Source organism: Belliella baltica DSM 15883, assembly GCF_000265405.1.
GTDB lineage: Bacteria > Bacteroidota > Bacteroidia > Cytophagales > Cyclobacteriaceae > Belliella > Belliella baltica.
In genome coordinates this window covers 3,582,879-3,600,162 of record NC_018010.1, presented here as the reverse complement: position 1 = coordinate 3,600,162, position 17,284 = coordinate 3,582,879, and the positions used below count along the sequence as shown (strand labels likewise).

Sequence of the window (17,284 nt, the reverse complement as noted above, 5' to 3'; positions counted from 1 at the left end):
AATCTATTAGTTAAGACATGATTAGTTGGTAAGTATCGAGGTTCTTTATTTTCCAAGAGAAGAATTATATTTTATAATTGTAGATTTGTTTGTATTTTACATCGTTTTATAAAACCATTTTAAAAATAAACTCACACATCTATGGGAATGTTAAAAGAATTTAAAGAATTCGCAGTCAAAGGTAATGTAGTTGATTTAGCAGTTGCGGTCATTATCGGAGGAGCCTTTGGTAAAATAGTTACCTCTTTTGTAAATGATATCATAATGCCACCTTTGGGAGTCCTTCTTGGAGGTGTAGATTTTAAAGATTTAGCTCTTACTTTGAAAGAAGCATATACTGAAGAGGGAGTAGATTTTCCTGCTGTAGTGTTAAGTTATGGTAATTTTATTCAGAATGTCGTAGATTTTGTAATTATTGCATTTGTAATTTTCTTAGCAATTAAAGCGATCAACTCTAGAAAGAAAAAAGTAGAAGCAGCACCTGCACCACCAGCAGCTCCACCAAAGTCAGAACTTTTATTGGAAGAGATTCGGGATTTATTGAAAAAATAATCTTTGACTATATAAGATGTAAAAAAGGAGTCAATTTGACTCCTTTTTTAGTTATTTCCTCTTTGCCCACCACGCTGATTCATCCTGTAGATTTGTCTTACAAAATCACGGTTAACGCCACCAAGCTTGAGCGCTTGAGTATGGCTCAAGACTGAAGTGACATCATTCATGAATTTTTTTTCTAAATCAAGGATTTCTTCTTGAATATCAAAGCGTCTTGCGATCAATTCTTTTGCTTTGGCTTCTGTTACATCTCCTTCAGATTCTTTATTGATGGCAGACATATTACGAATCATTTTTTCCTTTTCTTCATTATACTTATTGAAAATAGGCCAGAATTTTTCTGCTTGATTAGTTTTCAAGTCTAGTCTATTTGTAATGAAAGCAACTCTTGCTGATTCGTATTTTTCTCTATCAAATTGTTTTTGTTCTCTTTGTGAAAAGACACTAAAACTCAAAACAGCAAGAAGGAAGGTAAGTAAATATTTTATGTTTTTCATTTTCTAATAATTAATACCAAATATCTTCTTCATATTCCAATTCATTGACATTGTAATTTCCCCACTCTTCTGTAATAATCTGATCTAAAATCAAGTTGGGATCATCTGCCAAATAAAGCATTTCTTCAGCTCCCCAATATCCAGCATTGATATATAAATTGATGTCCTCAGATATGCTTGTCTGAATATTTTCATTAGGATTTACTTCTTGTCTAAAGACAAATAAAGCTACACTTAGCAATACGACAGCGGCTGCAGCCATATTCCTAAGAATTATCATTTTACTCTTCTTACTGGAGTTTTTTTCAAGAATCTGATCTGAAAGATTTTCAAAGTAGTTTTCTGGAACTTTGAAGATATTCTTTTTGGGTAGATTTTTCATAACTTGTTTATTAGACAGAATTTAAAGGCTGAGGTTTATTCTGATTTCAATTCATTTTCTATTTTTTTCACAGCATGGTGATAACTCGCCTTGAGGGCTCCAACAGATGTGTCGGTTATCTTACTGATATCTTCGTAACTTAAATCTTCAAAATACTTTAAGTTAAATACAAGTCTTTGTTTATCAGGTAGATGAAGTAATGACTTTTGTAACCTTCTATCAATCTCTTCTCCATCAATGTAGTAAGAATCATCAATATAATTCTTCATTACCTCTTCGTGGTCCTCTATAGGAAAGAAGAATCTGCGTTTTTTCTTTTCAAGAAAATTCAAACTTTCATTAATAGCAATTCTATAAAGCCAAGTAAATAAGGAAGAATTGCTGTTAAAGTTGCCTAGGTTTTTGAATGCTTTGATAAAAGTGTTTTGGGTGATGTCATCAGCATCTTCGTGTATGATTACCATTTTTCTGATGACGTGGTAAACTCGTTTTTGATAAGCACTTAACAAAAGTCTATATCCTTTGTCCCGAGTTTGGGGTTCTTGAATTAATTTTAAAATATCAAGATCGCTGAGTGACATCATTGTTTGATTAGACAAACAAGATATCGATTAGTTTAATTGAATGCCCAAAAAACTTTTGAACGATGAATTTGATAGGATAAAAGAGAAAGTATAAAGAAACAATGTTTATGATATAAAAGTTAGAGTTACTAGATTCAATTCAGTTGTTAATCTTAGTAGCATGTTTAAAAAAAATGAATAAGCTTTAATTCATCATTTGAAATGATAGACTCTTTAACTACAAAAAGGAACTAGCTTAAAGCATAGCTCCTTTTTTTTCTAACAATAAATGATTTGAGATATTGCTTATCCTAAATCTCCAAAATATAATCTAAAATTCCTGCGTTCTTACCTTTAGGTCTTGTGACTAGGAGAGGGATTTTGTGATTCATTTGAATCAATCTCTCAGCCATACTTCCGATGAAAAGTGCTGTAGCAGCTGTCCTTCCTTTTGCACCAATGATGATTCCATCTGCATTGATTTCTTCTGCTTTAGCTAAAATATCTTCAACAGGATCATCATCTTCGTCTTTCGTATACAGAGGTGTGATTTTTATGTCTTTAGTATCGATCTTTCGAATGAATTTTTTAAAATTTATCTCTGCGTGCATTTGCATAATCGAAGAGAATTCTTCGTAAGTTTTTCCAGTAAAATGATAACCTGATGGGATAGAAAATACATTTTGACAAAAAATCTCAGCTTTACCTCCATACTTTTCGACAATCATTACTGCTTCTTCCATAGCATCCTTGGAGTAATCGGAAAAATCACTTGGTACCAAAAGCTTATCAATTTTTGGAACTGAATTTTCTGGTACAATCAGTAGGGAGCAACTAGCTCTTCTTGCCAAACGCTGAGAAAGTACTCCAGTACCTGTAAGATCAACTTTTCTGCCTAAAATGATCATATCTGCGGATTTTTCATGAGCAAGTTTCAAAATCTTTTTTGATAGTTGTCCTTCCTTGACTATGTATGAAATTTCTAAATCTTTTATTTTCCCCAAAGTTTGGGTAACCAAATCTCTCATCTTGGTTTTTCTTTCCTCAACAATATTATCAATCAAATTGGGGAACTCTTCAAGAACCTCCTTTGGGATATTGAGGTTTCTAATCACATTGGTAAAGTAAATTTTCTTAGTCTGATTTACCCTTGCCACAAAAGAAGCGAATTTGACCAAGGTTTCATCCAATTCACTTTGATCAAGACAAACAATGAGTTTTTTGATTTGATACATTTTTTATAGTGCTTTTATAGCTGCAAAATTATTGATAATTAAATTGATATTTTCAATTCAAGGAAATATTATTTCGTGTAAACAGAATAATATTTGGCTGTCAAAATGACTTTTTAAAGGCATTTTGACATATCGTTTCAAATATTTTAAAATCAAATGATAATTTATTTATTCTGATTTAAGTCTTTATAAAATTACTTATTATTACTATTTGAGAAAATCCACATTGTTTTTTTTTATTAGTGGTCAATAGCTTAAAGATTCTTTGGTTTCCTTGGTTTGAGAAAAGTAAGATTGATTGGACTAGGTAAAACAAGTCACTATTTTATCCGTATATTTGAGCATTGAACCGGGTCGCCGACATGTTCAAACTTCACAATTAACATAAATTACCGAGTGAAGCCCTTTTCAAAAACAGGCCTCATCCTGAGCAATCAGGACCTCGTCTCGCAAGAGTCAGGATAACAGTGGAAGTTTGCGATTTCAAGGCAGCTCAAATCTTGTCTATAAAGAGGTTTGTAACACTCTAAGATCCGGTTCTTTTTAATTTTTTGAATAGTCTATCTCTGCTGTCTTTAGCAATATTTAAGAGAAAAGCCCCACCCACATAAATAATAATCACTGTTAGTGATCTCAAAGATATATTCAGGATTCCTAATTCCCAATTTTGGAATATATAGAACTGAATAGCAAAAGTCATTAAGCCTAAAAATATGATTTTGAATATATCGGCTGAGAAAGGATCAAAATTCAACCTTCCCTTAACAAAAATATACTTTATAAAGTTGAATAAAAACATAGCTAAAAATGATGCTAAAGCTGCACCTTCAATGCCCATAATGGGAATTAAGAATAAATTCAAGAAAATCACTGCAATGCTCATAATCAAAGTTGCAGTAATGTTGAATAAATAATATTTGGAGAATACGATAATTTCTCCATTGATTGAAAAAATCACATCTGATAATTTTCCCAAACCAATCCAAAAAACCACCCATTTTCCAACTTCATAAATCTCACTATTTGGCACAAAGTGATAAAGACTGTCAATACTCGACCAAATCCCTAGAAATAGCAGTAAACAAATCAAAAGTTGATGCACCGCAACTTGCTTATAAAGCTTATTGATTTCTTTCAATTCACCTTTTTCAAAATGTTCTGCGACTACAGGCATGATCACTTGAGAAATGGCTCTTCTAGGCATTTCAATCACCACAGCAATAGAAAATGCTATGGTGTAAATGGCATTGGCGTCCAATCCAATCATGGAACTGACCATTAAGCTGTCAATTTTCATGATCAAAATTGCGCCTGTAGTTCCCAAAAGTGTAATCAAATTGTACTTGATAAATTCTTTTAAAAAGCCTTTTGGAAAGTCAGTGAATTTGAAATTCAACTTAAAAAGTTTGATATTCAACATATAAATAATCATCCCGAAAAGTGCAATAAAGTAGGTCAGCGCTAATCCCCACATGAACATGTCAAAACTTAACCAGCTTAATAAATAGGAGCTGATTAAGATCGCAACCAATAATCTTAAAACCACTTCTCTGAAAAATGCAGGAACAGCAACTTTCAGAAATGACCTACAAAATGCGTCCAAAATAGTATTGAGAACAGAAAATAAGGTGATGAATAAAACGACGCCAAAGAAATCTATCACCTCGGGTGAGTTGGTGGCAAAAGCTGAAACTAGTGTTTCTTTGAAGAAGAAAAATAGACCCGCAACAATCACAAATCCAATCAGAGCCATCATGAGGCTTAGCGTGAAAAACGAAAATTGGGAAGATTTGACTTTTGGATAAAATCTCGTTATTCCATTTCCAACGCCCAATTGGGCAAAAGGAACGAAAAGTAAAGCCATGTCTTGAATCGTCCGAAAGATACCAATTTGCTCGGGATCAAGGGCATATGGTAAAAGCCAAAGTACATTGAAATACCCAATCACCACTCCTAAATAGGAAGATAAGGTGGTTAAGATGCTTTGACGTGCGATGGGCTTCATGGATTGATTATACTAAAATTTAAAAATATTTAAGATTGAAATAAAGATAGCAGAGCATTTCGCCTTTTCTCAAAAGAGAAGTTTAAAATTATCCTTTTTCTTGCCATTTCACTTTTCAAATCAAACAGGCTCTGATCGAGAGAAGAAATGATATTTTTTAAATTTTTGATATCTCTACTTTCCAAAATAACACCTGTATCTGCAATGATATTTGGAATATCTCCAACAGCGGACCCAATGGGCACGCATCCACAAAGCATGGCCTCTGCTAAAGCATTTGGAAAGCCTTCGGAAGTTGAAAGTTGAAGATAGTATTGATGTTCATTCAAAATAGCTACTATTTCCGTTTGGTTTAATGAACCGACAACCTTTATGTTCTTTCTTTTCGGTAAGTATGAAGCGTCACCAATCAAGGTGAAATGGAAATCAGGAAATTCTTTGGCTAGATTTTCAATTAAGTCGATTCCTTTAACTTTAGCTCTCTGTATTTTTGAAATTCCTTTAGCGACTGTGATAAAAGAGTAGGGGGTTCTTTTCTTTCCTAAATCCTTCCAGAGTTCAGCATCAAATCCATTGTAAATGACTTCTATTGGTGTTTTTAGATTTGGGATTAGATTTTTTAACCCCTGCTTCTTTGGAATACTTGAATCATAAGAATAATCATAAGCAACAAGACTTTCTGCTACAGGAAGTATTTTGGTGCAATTCAGAAAACTATAGGTTGTGGCTTTTTTCAACCATTTTTTTCTATAATTCCCATAATTGATGCTTGGCATATTGACAGCGTCAGTACCACCTGCTTGTATAAAAGTTGGAATGGAAAATAGCTTTCCAAGAAACACTGGGATCACACTATGATATCCACCAAAAAAGCACATGTAATGTGTAGTAAAAGGAAGTAAGAGCAGCAATTGAAAGAATTGTAAGATAAAAAAAAGTGGAAGCAGTATGGGAGATTGTGTAAATGGGAGCGGTTTTACCCTGTGTTCAGATCTCAACATGAGTATATCACGTTCAGTAAATGCCGTCTTTACCGGATAGATATAAACAATCATGCGAAAGCCAAAATTGAAGAATTGTACATTTACTTACCGAATATTTAATTTTATACTTATTCTTTCTTTCAAAATCACCCACTTATCTCTTGGAGTCGTTTTTTCTATCGCTTTGTTTTTCCTGAAGACGAAATATTGGTAATCCTTCTCTTCATAAAAAACCGAATAGGTTTTCATTTCTTCAAGATAAAAACCAAACTGTTGCAAGACTCCGATCAGCTTTGAAGTATCCAAGGGTTGGTCAATAATCTGGAGCTTTTCAGGTTCATTTCGAATCATCCATTCCAAAAACCGAGGAGAAGGAATATGAACAAATACCACCGAGTTTTCATGGGAATGCTTTGTAATATTCGCAAATAAGTTAGGATGTTGCTCAACAGGAATATGCTCCAATACATCCGGGAAAACAAAATAATCAAAAGTTTTTCCGGATTTATTAAAGTCACTCATGTCGGAAACCTCAAATGTTAGATTTGCATGTTTTTGCCAGATTTCACTTGCTTTTTGGATGCTTTTTTCGCTAATATCTACAGCAAGCACATTTCCTTTACTGACTACTTTTGCGATAAGTTGACTAACTGTGCCGATTCCACACCCGACTTCAAGAACTTGATGCGTTGACTTCAGACCAGATGAAACAAGCTTGTTAATAATATTTAAATGTCTGGAATTGACACCTGTTTTTACCTGTTTCTCCGAAAACTCATCATAAAACCCCTGAATTTTATTTTTTTCAGTGCTCATGATTTTTCTGATTTAAAGGTGAAGAATAGACTGACTAAAAATAAGGCTAGCCATAAATATTGAGAAATAACATTGATACCTTTTGTATTGAAATAACTCTTTGGTTCGAATTTCATTTCGATCGTACTTTGACCTGATGGAACTTCGATTCCTCTCAAGAGATAATTGGTTCTTATGATTTCTGCTTCTTGACCATTAATCGTCGCTTTCCAACCAAGTGGGTAATAGATTTCGGAGAACACAACAAGACCTGCCGCTTCAGCATTGACTTCATAAGTAAATTGGTTTGGGCTTTGTTGCTCAAGTCTAATGGTACCAGAACCTGTTTTTATATTTTGAAATTCTTGTACGTTGACTGTCGCTTCTTGTCGTGTATTGATTTCAGCAATGAGTTTGATTTCCTCATCATTGCTCTTGGTTTCTATAATTCTGGAAGGAAACCATGCAGGTCCATTTGCCAATGGATTTTCAAAAACAGCATTTTCAGCCTCGCCTGCCATGATGTATTTAGTGTTGAGCATGTTGAGTGCATTGAGGCTTTCGAAGTCAAAATTTCCTTCCTGCGCTTTTTGAATGAATTGATTCATTTCTGGACTGATGACGTTTTCTATCAATTCCTGATATCTCCTCATTTTAGCCCCATGATATCCTCCAACACTATTGAAGAAATAGGAGGTTCTCGCATCATTAAAAGGATTGGCTAAATTCAATACTCTAAAATAGCCAGGATCTTGAAGGATCATCTTGTCTGCTGGAGTGGCAGCAAAGAATTGCTGAGAAGGATTAATTTGGAAAGAATCATCGTTCAGGTAACGCTTGTTGATCATCCAAAGATCAATGGTCAATAGAATTACAACCCCCAAACCTGCCAGTTGAATAGAAATTTTATTTTTCAAAGCAAAAAAGATCAATGCTCCTGAAAGAGCAATGAAAATAAAGCTCTTGAAAGCACTCGATCTTAGGAATGCTTTTCGATCCTCTTGAACTGCTGATACCAACCAATCTGGTAAATTCAAATCAACTGCTCCGCGAAAACCAAATGTACCTGCAAATACTGCCAAAAGCAAAGCGATACCAGCTGTACTTCCCAAAGCAATGGCAAGATTTTTAAGGGTCTTTTTATCAAACTTTTCAGCAAATAAGCCTTCTAAACCTAAGGCTCCTAATACAGGAATAGAAAACAAAGCAAGACACAAAGCCATAGAGACTGCTCTGAATTTGTTGTACCCAGGCAAATAATCGAAGACTGCATAATTAAACCATTCTAGATTTTTTCCCCAAGCTAAAAGTAAAGATAAAATTGTGATGGAAAGGAATGCATATCTGTAAGATTTTTGGGCATAAAGTAAGCCGAGTACAAACAAAAAGATCATAATTGCACCGCCATAAATTGGTCCACCTGTACCTGGCTGATCTCCCCAATATGTTGGGGCAGCCTGGATAAAACCCCTTATCTGAGCATTATCAACACCATTTGCACGAAGCGCTGCTTCTGTATTTGAATTTTCGGGAAGAGCTTCACCACTCCCGCCACCATAAAAAAATGGAACGAGCAAGGTGAGTGTTTCCGCTTTTCCTTGGGACCAATTGAAAGCATAATCTTTATCCAATCCTGCTTGAGAATTTGTTCCAGTTTCCAGATTCGGTGCTCCTCTTGTTGAGTATTTCCCATATTCATATACGCTCAAAAATCTACTGATATTCCCTCCAACAGCGATTAGGGTCCCAAGAACTAGAATCAAAGCGACTTTACCAAATTCGGGCAGCTGTCTGGATTTGTAATTTTCATAAATCACCGCAATCAAATAAATGAAGACAATGATGACTGTGTAATAGGTAATTTGAAGGTGATTGAATTTGAGCTGCAGCATCAATCCCAAAGTGAAAAGTGCCAATCCAAGCAGCTTTTTCTGATTGAATGCCAAATGAATCCCAGCAAGAATTAATGGAATTAAACAAATAGCCCAAATTTTGGCATTATGTCCTGCATCAATGGAAATAATATGAAAAGTGTTGAATGCAAAAGCAATTGATCCAATGACCGAGAATTCAGGGCGAACTTTGAAACTTAACAAAAGAATGTACATCGCCACCATTCCGAAGAAAATCGCATTGATAGGGTGTGGTAAACCAAGTGTCAAGACCTTGGTAATATGATTCGTAATGTCTCCTGCGATTTCAAAGCTTACCAAATAAGCTGGCATACCTCCAAACATACTATTCGTCCAAAGTGCTTCCTCACCAGTTTCAGCCCTATGGTCGATTATTTCTTTTGCGCCTCCTTCCCACTGAAGGATGTCATTTTGAAATATAATTTTACCATCAAAAACAGCAGGTGAAAAGTAAAACAGAACGATCAAATAGAAAATAATCACACTGATAACATGTGGTAAAATATCTTTCTTTAGATTGATATGCATTTGATTTCGGATTTCATTTTTTAAGAATGTTCGCAAATTAAAAAAATAAAAAGAATGTGGAGGGAAATGAACAGAATTAACTTTCCTCAAAGTAAAATCAAGAGAAGTCAAAACCTTTGCAATAAGCAATCCCTTTTCCCAAATAAATTTCTATTTTTGCATCAAATAGAATAAAAAAGGCATGTTTGATAATCTGAATTTAAAATTAGATAAAGCTTTTAAGACCCTCAAAGGGACTGGTAAAATCACTGAAATCAACGTAGCTACTACGGTAAAGGAAATTAGAAGAGCCTTGATCGATGCTGACGTTAACTATAAAGTAGCCAAGGAAGTAACTGACACAATCAAAGAAGAGGCTTTAGGTAGAGATGTACTTATTGCAGTTTCTCCAGGTCAATTGTTGATCAAAATCACACAAGAAGAATTGACAAAATTGATGGGTGAAACCAAGGTGGACGTCAATATCAAAGGTGATCCAGCTGTGGTGTTGATCTCAGGTCTTCAGGGTTCTGGTAAGACTACTTTTTCTGGTAAATTCGCCAGTTATCTTAAAAAACAAGGAAGACAAGTGCTTTTGGTGGCTTGTGATATCTATAGGCCTGCTGCGATTGATCAGTTGAAAGTATTGGGTGAGCAAATTGGCGTTGAAGTTTATTCTGAACCTGAAAATAAGAATGCCTTAGAAATTGCGAACAATGCAATTGCTTATGCAAAGAAAACTGGCAAAAAGACGGTAATCGTCGATACTGCAGGTCGTCTCGCTGTTGATGAACAAATGATGAAAGAAATCGAAGCTTTGAAAAAAGCTTTGAATCCATCAGAGACTTTGTTTGTCGTGGATGCGATGACGGGTCAGGATGCAGTCAACACAGCTAAGACTTTTGACGAGCGATTGAATTTTGATGGTGTTGTATTGACCAAACTCGATGGTGATACCAGAGGTGGTGCAGCCATTTCGATCAGGCACGTAGTCAACAAGCCAATCAAATTCATCTCCACGGGTGAAAAAATGGAAAATCTGGATGTCTTCCATCCAGATAGAATGGCACAAAGAATACTTGGAATGGGTGATGTGATCTCTTTGGTAGAAAGAGCACAGCAAACTTTCGACGAAGATGAAGCCAAGAGAATCAACGCTAAAATCAGGAAGAACCAATTCAATTTTGATGATTTCCTTTCTCAATTGGAACAAATCAAAAAGATGGGTAATATCAAAGACCTGATGGGCATGATTCCGGGAATGGGCAAAGCTATGAAAGGATTGGATATTGATGATGATTCATTCAGACCTATTGAAGCCATTATCAGAAGCATGACGCCATTGGAACGTGAGAATCCAGATGTCATCGATGGTAGCAGAAGAAAAAGAATCGCAACAGGTAGCGGAAGAACTATCACTGAGGTCAACAACCTGATGAAGCAATTTGGAGATATGAGAAAGTTAATGAAGCAAATGAATAAAATGGGAGGAGCTCAAAAAGCTCTTGGCAATATCATGCCTAATATGGGTAGAAGGTAATCCCTTGAATTATATATTCACAATAAAAACAGCTCTTGATTTATTGATCAAGAGCTGTTTTTTTTAAAAAAGATTAAAATACCAAAGCATATCGTTTGCCAGGCTTGGACTTAATCAAACCTTCAAATTCTAGATTGAGAAGCTTTGAAGAAAGTGATGTATTTGAAAGATTGGTGAGCATTGCCAGTTGATCAATTTCAATTTCGCCCTTGTCTTTAATCAATTTCAGAATATCCTGTTCTTCCTTCGGAAAGTTTATCCAGCTTTTTTCTTTTGTGAATTTACTCTCTTGTGGGTTTTCCTTGGACCAAGAAAGAGCTTCTTCAATGTTTTTTACTCCTGTGTAAATAGAAGCTTTCATTTTACTAATCAAATTATTACAACCCTCACTTAAGGGAGATTGCAAGTTGCCTGGAATAGCAAATACTTCTTTATTATAACCATAAGCAATTTCTGCTGTAATTAAAGCACCACCTTTGATGGCAGCTTCTACCACAACTAAGGCATCAGAAAGTCCCGCTATAATTCGATTTCTTTGAGGGAAGTTGCTTGGATGCATTTGAGAACCTGGAAGGTATTCGCTAATCAATCCTCCATTTTCAAGCATTTCTTTTGCAGTATTTTTATGAACTGAAGGGTAAACTGAATCTACCGAAGAACCCAAAACTCCGATGGTTGGTAGATCAAATTGGAGAGCTGCTCGATGGGCTTCTATATCAATTCCGTATGCTAGGCCACTGATGATAGTGGGTTTGTAGGGTATAAGGTCTTCGATAACTTTTCTAGTGACACTTCTTCCATATTCTGTGCAGTTTCTAGTACCTACGATTCCAATTGCTCGGGATGGATTGAGATCAGCATTTCCCTTTACAAAAAGTACAAGAGGGAAATCTTCTATGTTTTTTAGCCTCTCAGGAAAAGATTCACTAGAAAAAGTAGCCACTTGAATCCCCTTTTTCAAGCAGTCATTGATGATATCATCTGCTATTTTTAATTTGGACTCAAATTCATTTCTAATTGAAATGATTTGTTTGCTGATTCGAGGGATTTTCTCAGCTTTACCTTTAGGGATTTTAAGGAAATTTTTGGCATCGCCAGCGTATGCAAGGATACCTCTAAAAATGGCAGGTCCAATCTTTGGAACCAAGCTCAATGCTAATTCATGATGTATAGTTTCATTCAGATTTGACATGAATATTTTCCCTTATTTCTGCTAAAAATTTTTTAATTTGATGGAGTTTGTTGATTGTCGCCACTTTGTCAAAAACATGATTTTGTTCCTTCTTAATTACTTCTTGTGCTCCTTGAAGTGTGAAGCCTTTCACCTTAACCAATTGATAGATATATCGAATTTTCTCAATATCTTCCTTCGTGAATCTTCTATTACCTTTCTTATCTTTTTTTGGATTTATGATATCAAATTCCCCTTCCCAATATCGAATCAAAGAGGGAGCTACCTTAAACATAGTTGCAACTTCACCAATTGAAAAGTATTTTTTCTCTATTTCACGTTCTTTGTATGGCACGACAATAATAATTTTAAGAATACTAAATCAAATTTAACAAAAAATCCCAAAACCTTGAAAGTAAACTTTTGTCCAGAAGTAAATTCTATTTTTTTAGAAATAAAAAGTCATATTGAATAATTTTTTTTAGAATAGCTTTATATTGAATGCTGATTTCTAATTAATTACAATTCAATGAAGCACCTTTATTCTAAAGGATTAATTTTAACGATCTCCCTATTTCTTTCCTTTGCAATTTTAAATAATATTTCGGCTCAAGTAACCACTGTAGGAAAAGAGTTTTGGGTAGGTTTTATGGAGAATAATAGAGTTCCGCCTAGCCCGAATTCTGACGGAGCACCTGATATTGGAATTATAGTAATAACCGCAAGTGAAGCAGCGGAGGGAATTATTGAGTATCCCGGAAGTACTCAGATTTTCAACCTTCAAGCAGGTCAACAATTTGTACAGAGAATTGAGAATTTTGATATACTTCATAGAACTTCTGGCATTGTTGAAAATAAAGGAGTCTATATACTTTCCTCAGGCAATATTTCTGTCTATGCATTTAATGAAAGATTTAGAAGTGCTGATGGGACAGTAGTTCTTCCTACCACTACTTTAGGTAAAGATCATTATATCACTTCGCATTTTGAGGAAGTAACGGCACAAGTGAATTTTGATCCAAACTCCAATAATGAAAGTACGCTTCTAGTAGTAGCAGTAGAGGATAATACAGAAATAGAAATTACTCCAAAAGTAAATACAATATCTGGCCAAACTACAGGTGTTCCTTATTCAATAAATTTAAATACAGGTCAATCTTATCAGTTAAAAGCAAGAGGGGATTTGACTGGATCAAGAGTTCGGGTGATTGGAGCTGATGCTCAAAACTGTAAAAATATAGCTGTTTTTGGAGGGAATAAATGGACAGGTGTTGGTAATTGTGGTCAAGCCAATGATCATCTATTTCAACAAGCCTATCCTGTAAACACTTGGGGGAATGATTTTTTGCATGTTCCCTTGGCTGGTAGGAATTCGGGAGAATTAGTGAAAATATTAGCTTCAGAAGATGATAGCGAAATATTCATCAATGGAACTAGCGTTGGCACTATAGGGTCTGGAGCATTTCTGTCTAGAGATTTTTCAAGTACGGAAGCAGTTTCAATATCAAGTGATAAGCCAATTTCTGTTACTGGATTTGCGAAAAGCATGGACTGTAATCTACCGGGGCCGGGAAGCAACATAGGTGATCCATTTATGATCACATATAGTCCAAATCAACAGCTTCTCAGTCAAATTACTTTCAATGCATTACAATTGCCTTCAATTAGTTTCCATTATGTCAACATCATCACGGCGACAGTTTCGGTACAGAACACACGTTTGGATGTGAAATTGTTTTGGAAAATATCAATATTGTGGAGCCTCCGTTGCTAGAAGTAGAAGCTATAAATACCATAGCGACATCTTGTTTTGGTAGGGCTGATGGAGAAGCTTTCATTGAGCTAACTGGTGGAACAGCTCCTTACTCCATCAATCTCCCAACAAATCAAATCAATGGAAATCAAATCAATCTGTTTGATTTGGAAGGCCGACTATATGAACTTGAGATAACTGATGCTAATGGCTGTGTTTTACCCATCAATTTTATGATCGACTCACCCTTGCCACTGGAAGTAGATGTGAGAATTGAAAAATTTGCTTGCCCTGGAGAAGCAAATGGGGACCTTCTTGCAGAACCAAAAGGGGGAGATGGTCCTTTTACTTATCTATGGGATTTTGATAACTCTACCCAGTTTTTGCTTCAGGGAGTGCCAAGAGGAATACATGAAGTAACAGTAGTCGATAGTAGAGGATGTGTAAGCTTCGGTACTGGAGAGATGGTTGAAGCTGACCCAATTGCAAGAATGCCTACAGGTTTTGATCCTCGAGAAGGTCTCTTTGAAGCGGTTGCAAATTGTACTTTGATTTATGAACTTATGGTGTATAATCTTTGGGGAGAATTAATTTATTTTGGAAATACTGGATGGGATGGGAAAGTCAATAACGAAGATGCTCCAGCTGGCAATTACACTTACGTTTTCAGCTATGAATATTTACTCAATGGAATACCAAAAAGTGATCAGATCAAAGGAGGGTTTGTTTTGGTAAAATAGATTTATCTTTATTCCTTGACGAGATCTGCTTATACTTGTATTTAATTAAACCTATTGAAACAAATGAAGAATATTTTGATTACGGGAGGAGCAGGTTATATCGGTTCCCACACTGCTGTTGCCTTAGTTGAATCAGGTTATAATCCAATTATCTTGGATGACTTTTCAAATTCCGAAAAAGGAGTTTTGAAGGGATTAAAGAAGATTCTTTCTAAAGATGTGAAGTCCTATGAAGGGGATTGTAATAACAAAGCTTTAGTAGATAAGATTTTTAAGGAAAACGAAATTTCTGGAATTATTCATTTTGCAGCTAGTAAAGCAGTAGGGGAGAGTACTCAAATACCTTTAAAATATTATTCCAATAATATTAATTCTCTATTGGTAATATTAGAGGTTATGAAAAAATATGGGGTTAAAAACATTGTTTTTTCTTCCTCTTGCACAGTTTATGGTCAACCTGATCATCTTCCAGTTTTAGAGTCTACTCCTAGAAAGGAAGCTGAAAGTCCTTATGGAAATACAAAGAAGATTTGTGAAGATATTTTGCATGATCATATCAAAAGCAAGCCAAATACAAAAGCAATAGGATTAAGGTATTTCAATCCAATAGGAGCACATCCAAGTGCCGAGATAGGAGAGTTGCCACTTGGTGTGCCTGCTAACCTAATCCCATTTGTAACACAGACTGCTGCAGGAATTAGGGAGAAAATCACTGTATTTGGAAATGACTATAATACAAAAGATGGAACATGTGTACGTGATTATATACATGTATTAGATCTTGCTGACGCTCATGTCAAGGCATTGGAATATTTAGAAAAGCAAGAAGATAATTTTATAGATATTTTCAATGTAGGAACTGGTAATGGTAATACAGTATTGGAGGTTGTTCAAGCATTTGAAAAGGTATCAAATCAAAAATTGAATTATGAAATTGGTCCAAGAAGACCAGGGGATATTGAAAAAGTATGGGCAAATACAGATAAAGTAAATAATCTCTTGGGTTGGACTGCTAAATATACACTTGAAGACAGTCTGAGAGATTCTTGGAACTGGCAGAAAAAGCTTTCAGGAATATAAATTGTCAAAAATTAACTTTACGACAACTGAAAGATTGTAAATTTAAAATAGCCCTTTGTATTAGAAGGGCTATTTTTGTTTTTAAAAAATTAGACATAAAAAAAGTCTCAAATTTCTTTGAGACTTTGCGGAATGGACGGGACTCGAACCCGCGACCTCCTGCGTGACAGGCAGGCATTCTAACCAGCTGAACTACCACTCCATTGTTGTGCTTTTTAAATTAAGAACTTTACTTGAAACACTAAACAAGTTAAGTTTATGCGGAATGGACGGGACTCGAACCCGCGACCTCCTGCGTGACAGGCAGGCATTCTAACCAGCTGAACTACCACTCCTTTTTCTCCTTCTCGTTTGAAGTGATGCAAAGGTAATGTTTTGAAGGTGCATTGCAAATATTCAAATAAAAAAAAACTTACTTCTATCGATATCCTTCTAATTTTCAAATAGATAATTTTGACATCGCTAAATTGATTACTTTCATTTCGGTTTTTCGAATTTTCTTATAGTTAAACATCCTATATCAAGATAGACTTTTAAATTCCACCCTCAGAAAAAAAGTTTCTATTAGAGAATATATTTTTATCTTTGCCTAAGTCAAAAACGCTTACTATGGTATTAGAATTCGAAAAACCAATTGCTGATTTGGAGCTTAAGTTACAAGAAATGAAAGACTTGGCTAAGGGGAGAAATATTGATTTAACCTCAGATATTCAGTCTTTGGAAGAAAAGATACAAACTTTGAAAAAGGAGACATTCCAAAATTTGACTAGATGGCAGAGGGTTCAGCTTTCTAGACATGCAGATCGACCTTATGCGTTGGATTATATTTACGAAATGACCAACGATTTTATAGAGTTGCATGGTGATCGCTCAGTAAAAGATGATAAGGCTATGATTGGTGGTCTTGGAGATATTGATGGCAGATCGGTAATGTTTATAGGACAGCAGAAAGGGAGGAATACCAAACAACGCCAAGAACGAAATTTTGGAATGGCAAATCCCGAAGGTTACAGAAAAGCACTCCGACTCATGAAAATGGCTGAAAAATTCGGAAAGCCAATAGTAACTTTAATAGATACTCCGGGTGCTTTTCCAGGTTTAGAAGCTGAAGAGCGAGGTCAAGGAGAGGCAATAGCCAGAAACCTCAAAGAAATGTTTATGCTAAAAGTACCAGTGATTTGCATTATCATTGGTGAAGGGGCATCAGGAGGAGCATTAGGAATAGCAATAGGAGATCGAGTAATGATGTTAGAAAATACTTGGTATTCTGTAATTTCACCTGAATCTTGCTCGTCTATACTATGGAGAAGTTGGGATTATAAAGAGCAGGCAGCCGAAGCGCTGAAACTAACTGCTATTGATATGAAAGCCAATGGCTTGATAGATGGGATTATTGAAGAACCGCTTGGTGGTGCTCATAAAGATATGAGAAAAATGTCAAAGACAATTAAGGCTGCAATTTTAGATGCTTTAAAAGAACTTGATAAAATCAAACCGGAAAAAAGAATTGATCAAAGAATAGATAAATTCTGCTCTATGGGTGTAGTCGTAGAATAATCAAAAAA

At 35.3% G+C, this 17,284-nt stretch carries 16 protein-coding genes and 2 tRNA genes; 6 read left to right on the top strand and 12 right to left on the bottom strand.

The window, feature by feature from the left end:
* Window positions 1-141: 141 nt before the first annotated feature.
* A complete protein-coding gene (gene mscL / locus BELBA_RS16320; protein ID WP_014773779.1) occupies window positions 142-552 on the top strand; it encodes a large-conductance mechanosensitive channel protein MscL in 411 nt (136 codons plus the stop codon).
* Between the two features lie 47 nt (window positions 553-599).
* On the opposite strand, the gene BELBA_RS16315 is transcribed toward mscL, so the two are convergent.
* The 8 genes from BELBA_RS16315 to BELBA_RS16280 form a co-directional block, all read right to left on the bottom strand.
* Window positions 600-1,052, bottom strand: a complete 453-nt coding sequence (locus tag BELBA_RS16315) for a Spy/CpxP family protein refolding chaperone (RefSeq protein WP_014773778.1) — start codon at window positions 1,050-1,052, stop codon at window positions 600-602.
* A gap of 10 nt (window positions 1,053-1,062) precedes the next feature.
* The gene (locus tag BELBA_RS16310) at window positions 1,063-1,434 is read right to left on the bottom strand and encodes a hypothetical protein (RefSeq protein ID WP_014773777.1); all 372 of its coding nucleotides are present in this window, start codon (window positions 1,432-1,434) and stop codon (window positions 1,063-1,065) included.
* A 35-nt stretch (window positions 1,435-1,469) separates the two neighbouring features.
* On the bottom strand, window positions 1,470-2,018 hold the full coding sequence (locus tag BELBA_RS16305) for an RNA polymerase sigma factor (protein ID WP_014773776.1): 549 nt from the start codon (window positions 2,016-2,018) through the stop codon (window positions 1,470-1,472).
* 290 nt (window positions 2,019-2,308) lie between these two features.
* Window positions 2,309-3,232, bottom strand: a complete 924-nt coding sequence (locus BELBA_RS16300; protein ID WP_014773775.1) for a universal stress protein — start codon at window positions 3,230-3,232, stop codon at window positions 2,309-2,311.
* 526 nt (window positions 3,233-3,758) lie between these two features.
* Window positions 3,759-5,237: an oligosaccharide flippase family protein gene (locus BELBA_RS16295; protein WP_014773774.1), complete on the bottom strand. Its 1,479-nt coding sequence runs from the start codon at window positions 5,235-5,237 to the stop codon at window positions 3,759-3,761.
* A 29-nt stretch (window positions 5,238-5,266) separates the two neighbouring features.
* Window positions 5,267-6,292, bottom strand: a complete 1,026-nt coding sequence (locus tag BELBA_RS16290; protein ID WP_014773773.1) for a glycosyltransferase family 4 protein — start codon at window positions 6,290-6,292, stop codon at window positions 5,267-5,269.
* Between the two features lie 33 nt (window positions 6,293-6,325).
* Complete coding sequence (locus BELBA_RS16285; protein WP_014773772.1) at window positions 6,326-7,036, bottom strand: class I SAM-dependent methyltransferase; 711 nt, start codon at window positions 7,034-7,036, stop codon at window positions 6,326-6,328.
* A complete protein-coding gene (locus tag BELBA_RS16280) occupies window positions 7,033-9,456 on the bottom strand; it encodes a YfhO family protein (RefSeq protein ID WP_014773771.1) in 2,424 nt (807 codons plus the stop codon). Before BELBA_RS16280 ends, BELBA_RS16285 begins: the two co-directional genes overlap by 4 nt.
* A gap of 181 nt (window positions 9,457-9,637) precedes the next feature.
* Here BELBA_RS16280 and ffh point away from each other — a divergent pair, with 181 nt between their 5' ends.
* Window positions 9,638-10,975 (top strand): signal recognition particle protein, encoded by a 1,338-nt coding sequence (ffh, locus tag BELBA_RS16275; protein WP_014773770.1) that lies wholly within the window; start codon window positions 9,638-9,640, stop codon window positions 10,973-10,975.
* A 73-nt stretch (window positions 10,976-11,048) separates the two neighbouring features.
* Here ffh and dprA read toward each other — a convergent pair whose 3' ends face one another.
* Together dprA and BELBA_RS16265 are read right to left on the bottom strand one after the other, a co-directional pair.
* The gene (gene dprA / locus BELBA_RS16270) at window positions 11,049-12,167 is read right to left on the bottom strand and encodes a DNA-processing protein DprA (protein WP_014773769.1); all 1,119 of its coding nucleotides are present in this window, start codon (window positions 12,165-12,167) and stop codon (window positions 11,049-11,051) included.
* Complete coding sequence (locus tag BELBA_RS16265; protein ID WP_014773768.1) at window positions 12,151-12,501, bottom strand: MerR family transcriptional regulator; 351 nt, start codon at window positions 12,499-12,501, stop codon at window positions 12,151-12,153. The genes dprA and BELBA_RS16265 overlap by 17 nt, the downstream gene beginning before the upstream one ends.
* A gap of 174 nt (window positions 12,502-12,675) precedes the next feature.
* Here BELBA_RS16265 and BELBA_RS20010 point away from each other — a divergent pair, with 174 nt between their 5' ends.
* The 3 genes from BELBA_RS20010 (at window position 12,676) to galE (ending at window position 15,719) form a co-directional block, all read left to right on the top strand.
* A complete protein-coding gene (locus tag BELBA_RS20010; protein ID WP_014773767.1) occupies window positions 12,676-13,920 on the top strand; it encodes an IgGFc-binding protein in 1,245 nt (414 codons plus the stop codon).
* Window positions 13,884-14,639 carry a gliding motility-associated C-terminal domain-containing protein gene (locus tag BELBA_RS20005; RefSeq protein ID WP_014773766.1) on the top strand — a complete coding sequence of 252 codons (756 nt, stop codon included), beginning with the start codon at window positions 13,884-13,886 and terminating at the stop codon, window positions 14,637-14,639. Before BELBA_RS20010 ends, BELBA_RS20005 begins: the two co-directional genes overlap by 37 nt.
* Before the next feature lie 63 nt (window positions 14,640-14,702).
* Entirely contained in the window at window positions 14,703-15,719 is a 1,017-nt protein-coding gene (gene galE / locus BELBA_RS16250; RefSeq protein ID WP_014773765.1) for a UDP-glucose 4-epimerase GalE, read from the top strand.
* Window positions 15,720-15,847: 128 nt separating this feature from the next.
* Here the strand turns inward: galE and BELBA_RS16245 are convergent.
* A tRNA-Asp gene (locus BELBA_RS16245) sits at window positions 15,848-15,921 on the bottom strand.
* Between the two features lie 59 nt (window positions 15,922-15,980).
* Window positions 15,981-16,054 (bottom strand) — tRNA-Asp (locus BELBA_RS16240).
* A 274-nt stretch (window positions 16,055-16,328) separates the two neighbouring features.
* On the opposite strand from BELBA_RS16240, the gene BELBA_RS16235 reads away from it, so the two are divergent.
* A complete protein-coding gene (locus tag BELBA_RS16235) occupies window positions 16,329-17,276 on the top strand; it encodes an acetyl-CoA carboxylase carboxyltransferase subunit alpha (RefSeq protein WP_014773764.1) in 948 nt (315 codons plus the stop codon).
* The last annotated feature ends 8 nt before the right edge of the window (window positions 17,277-17,284 follow it).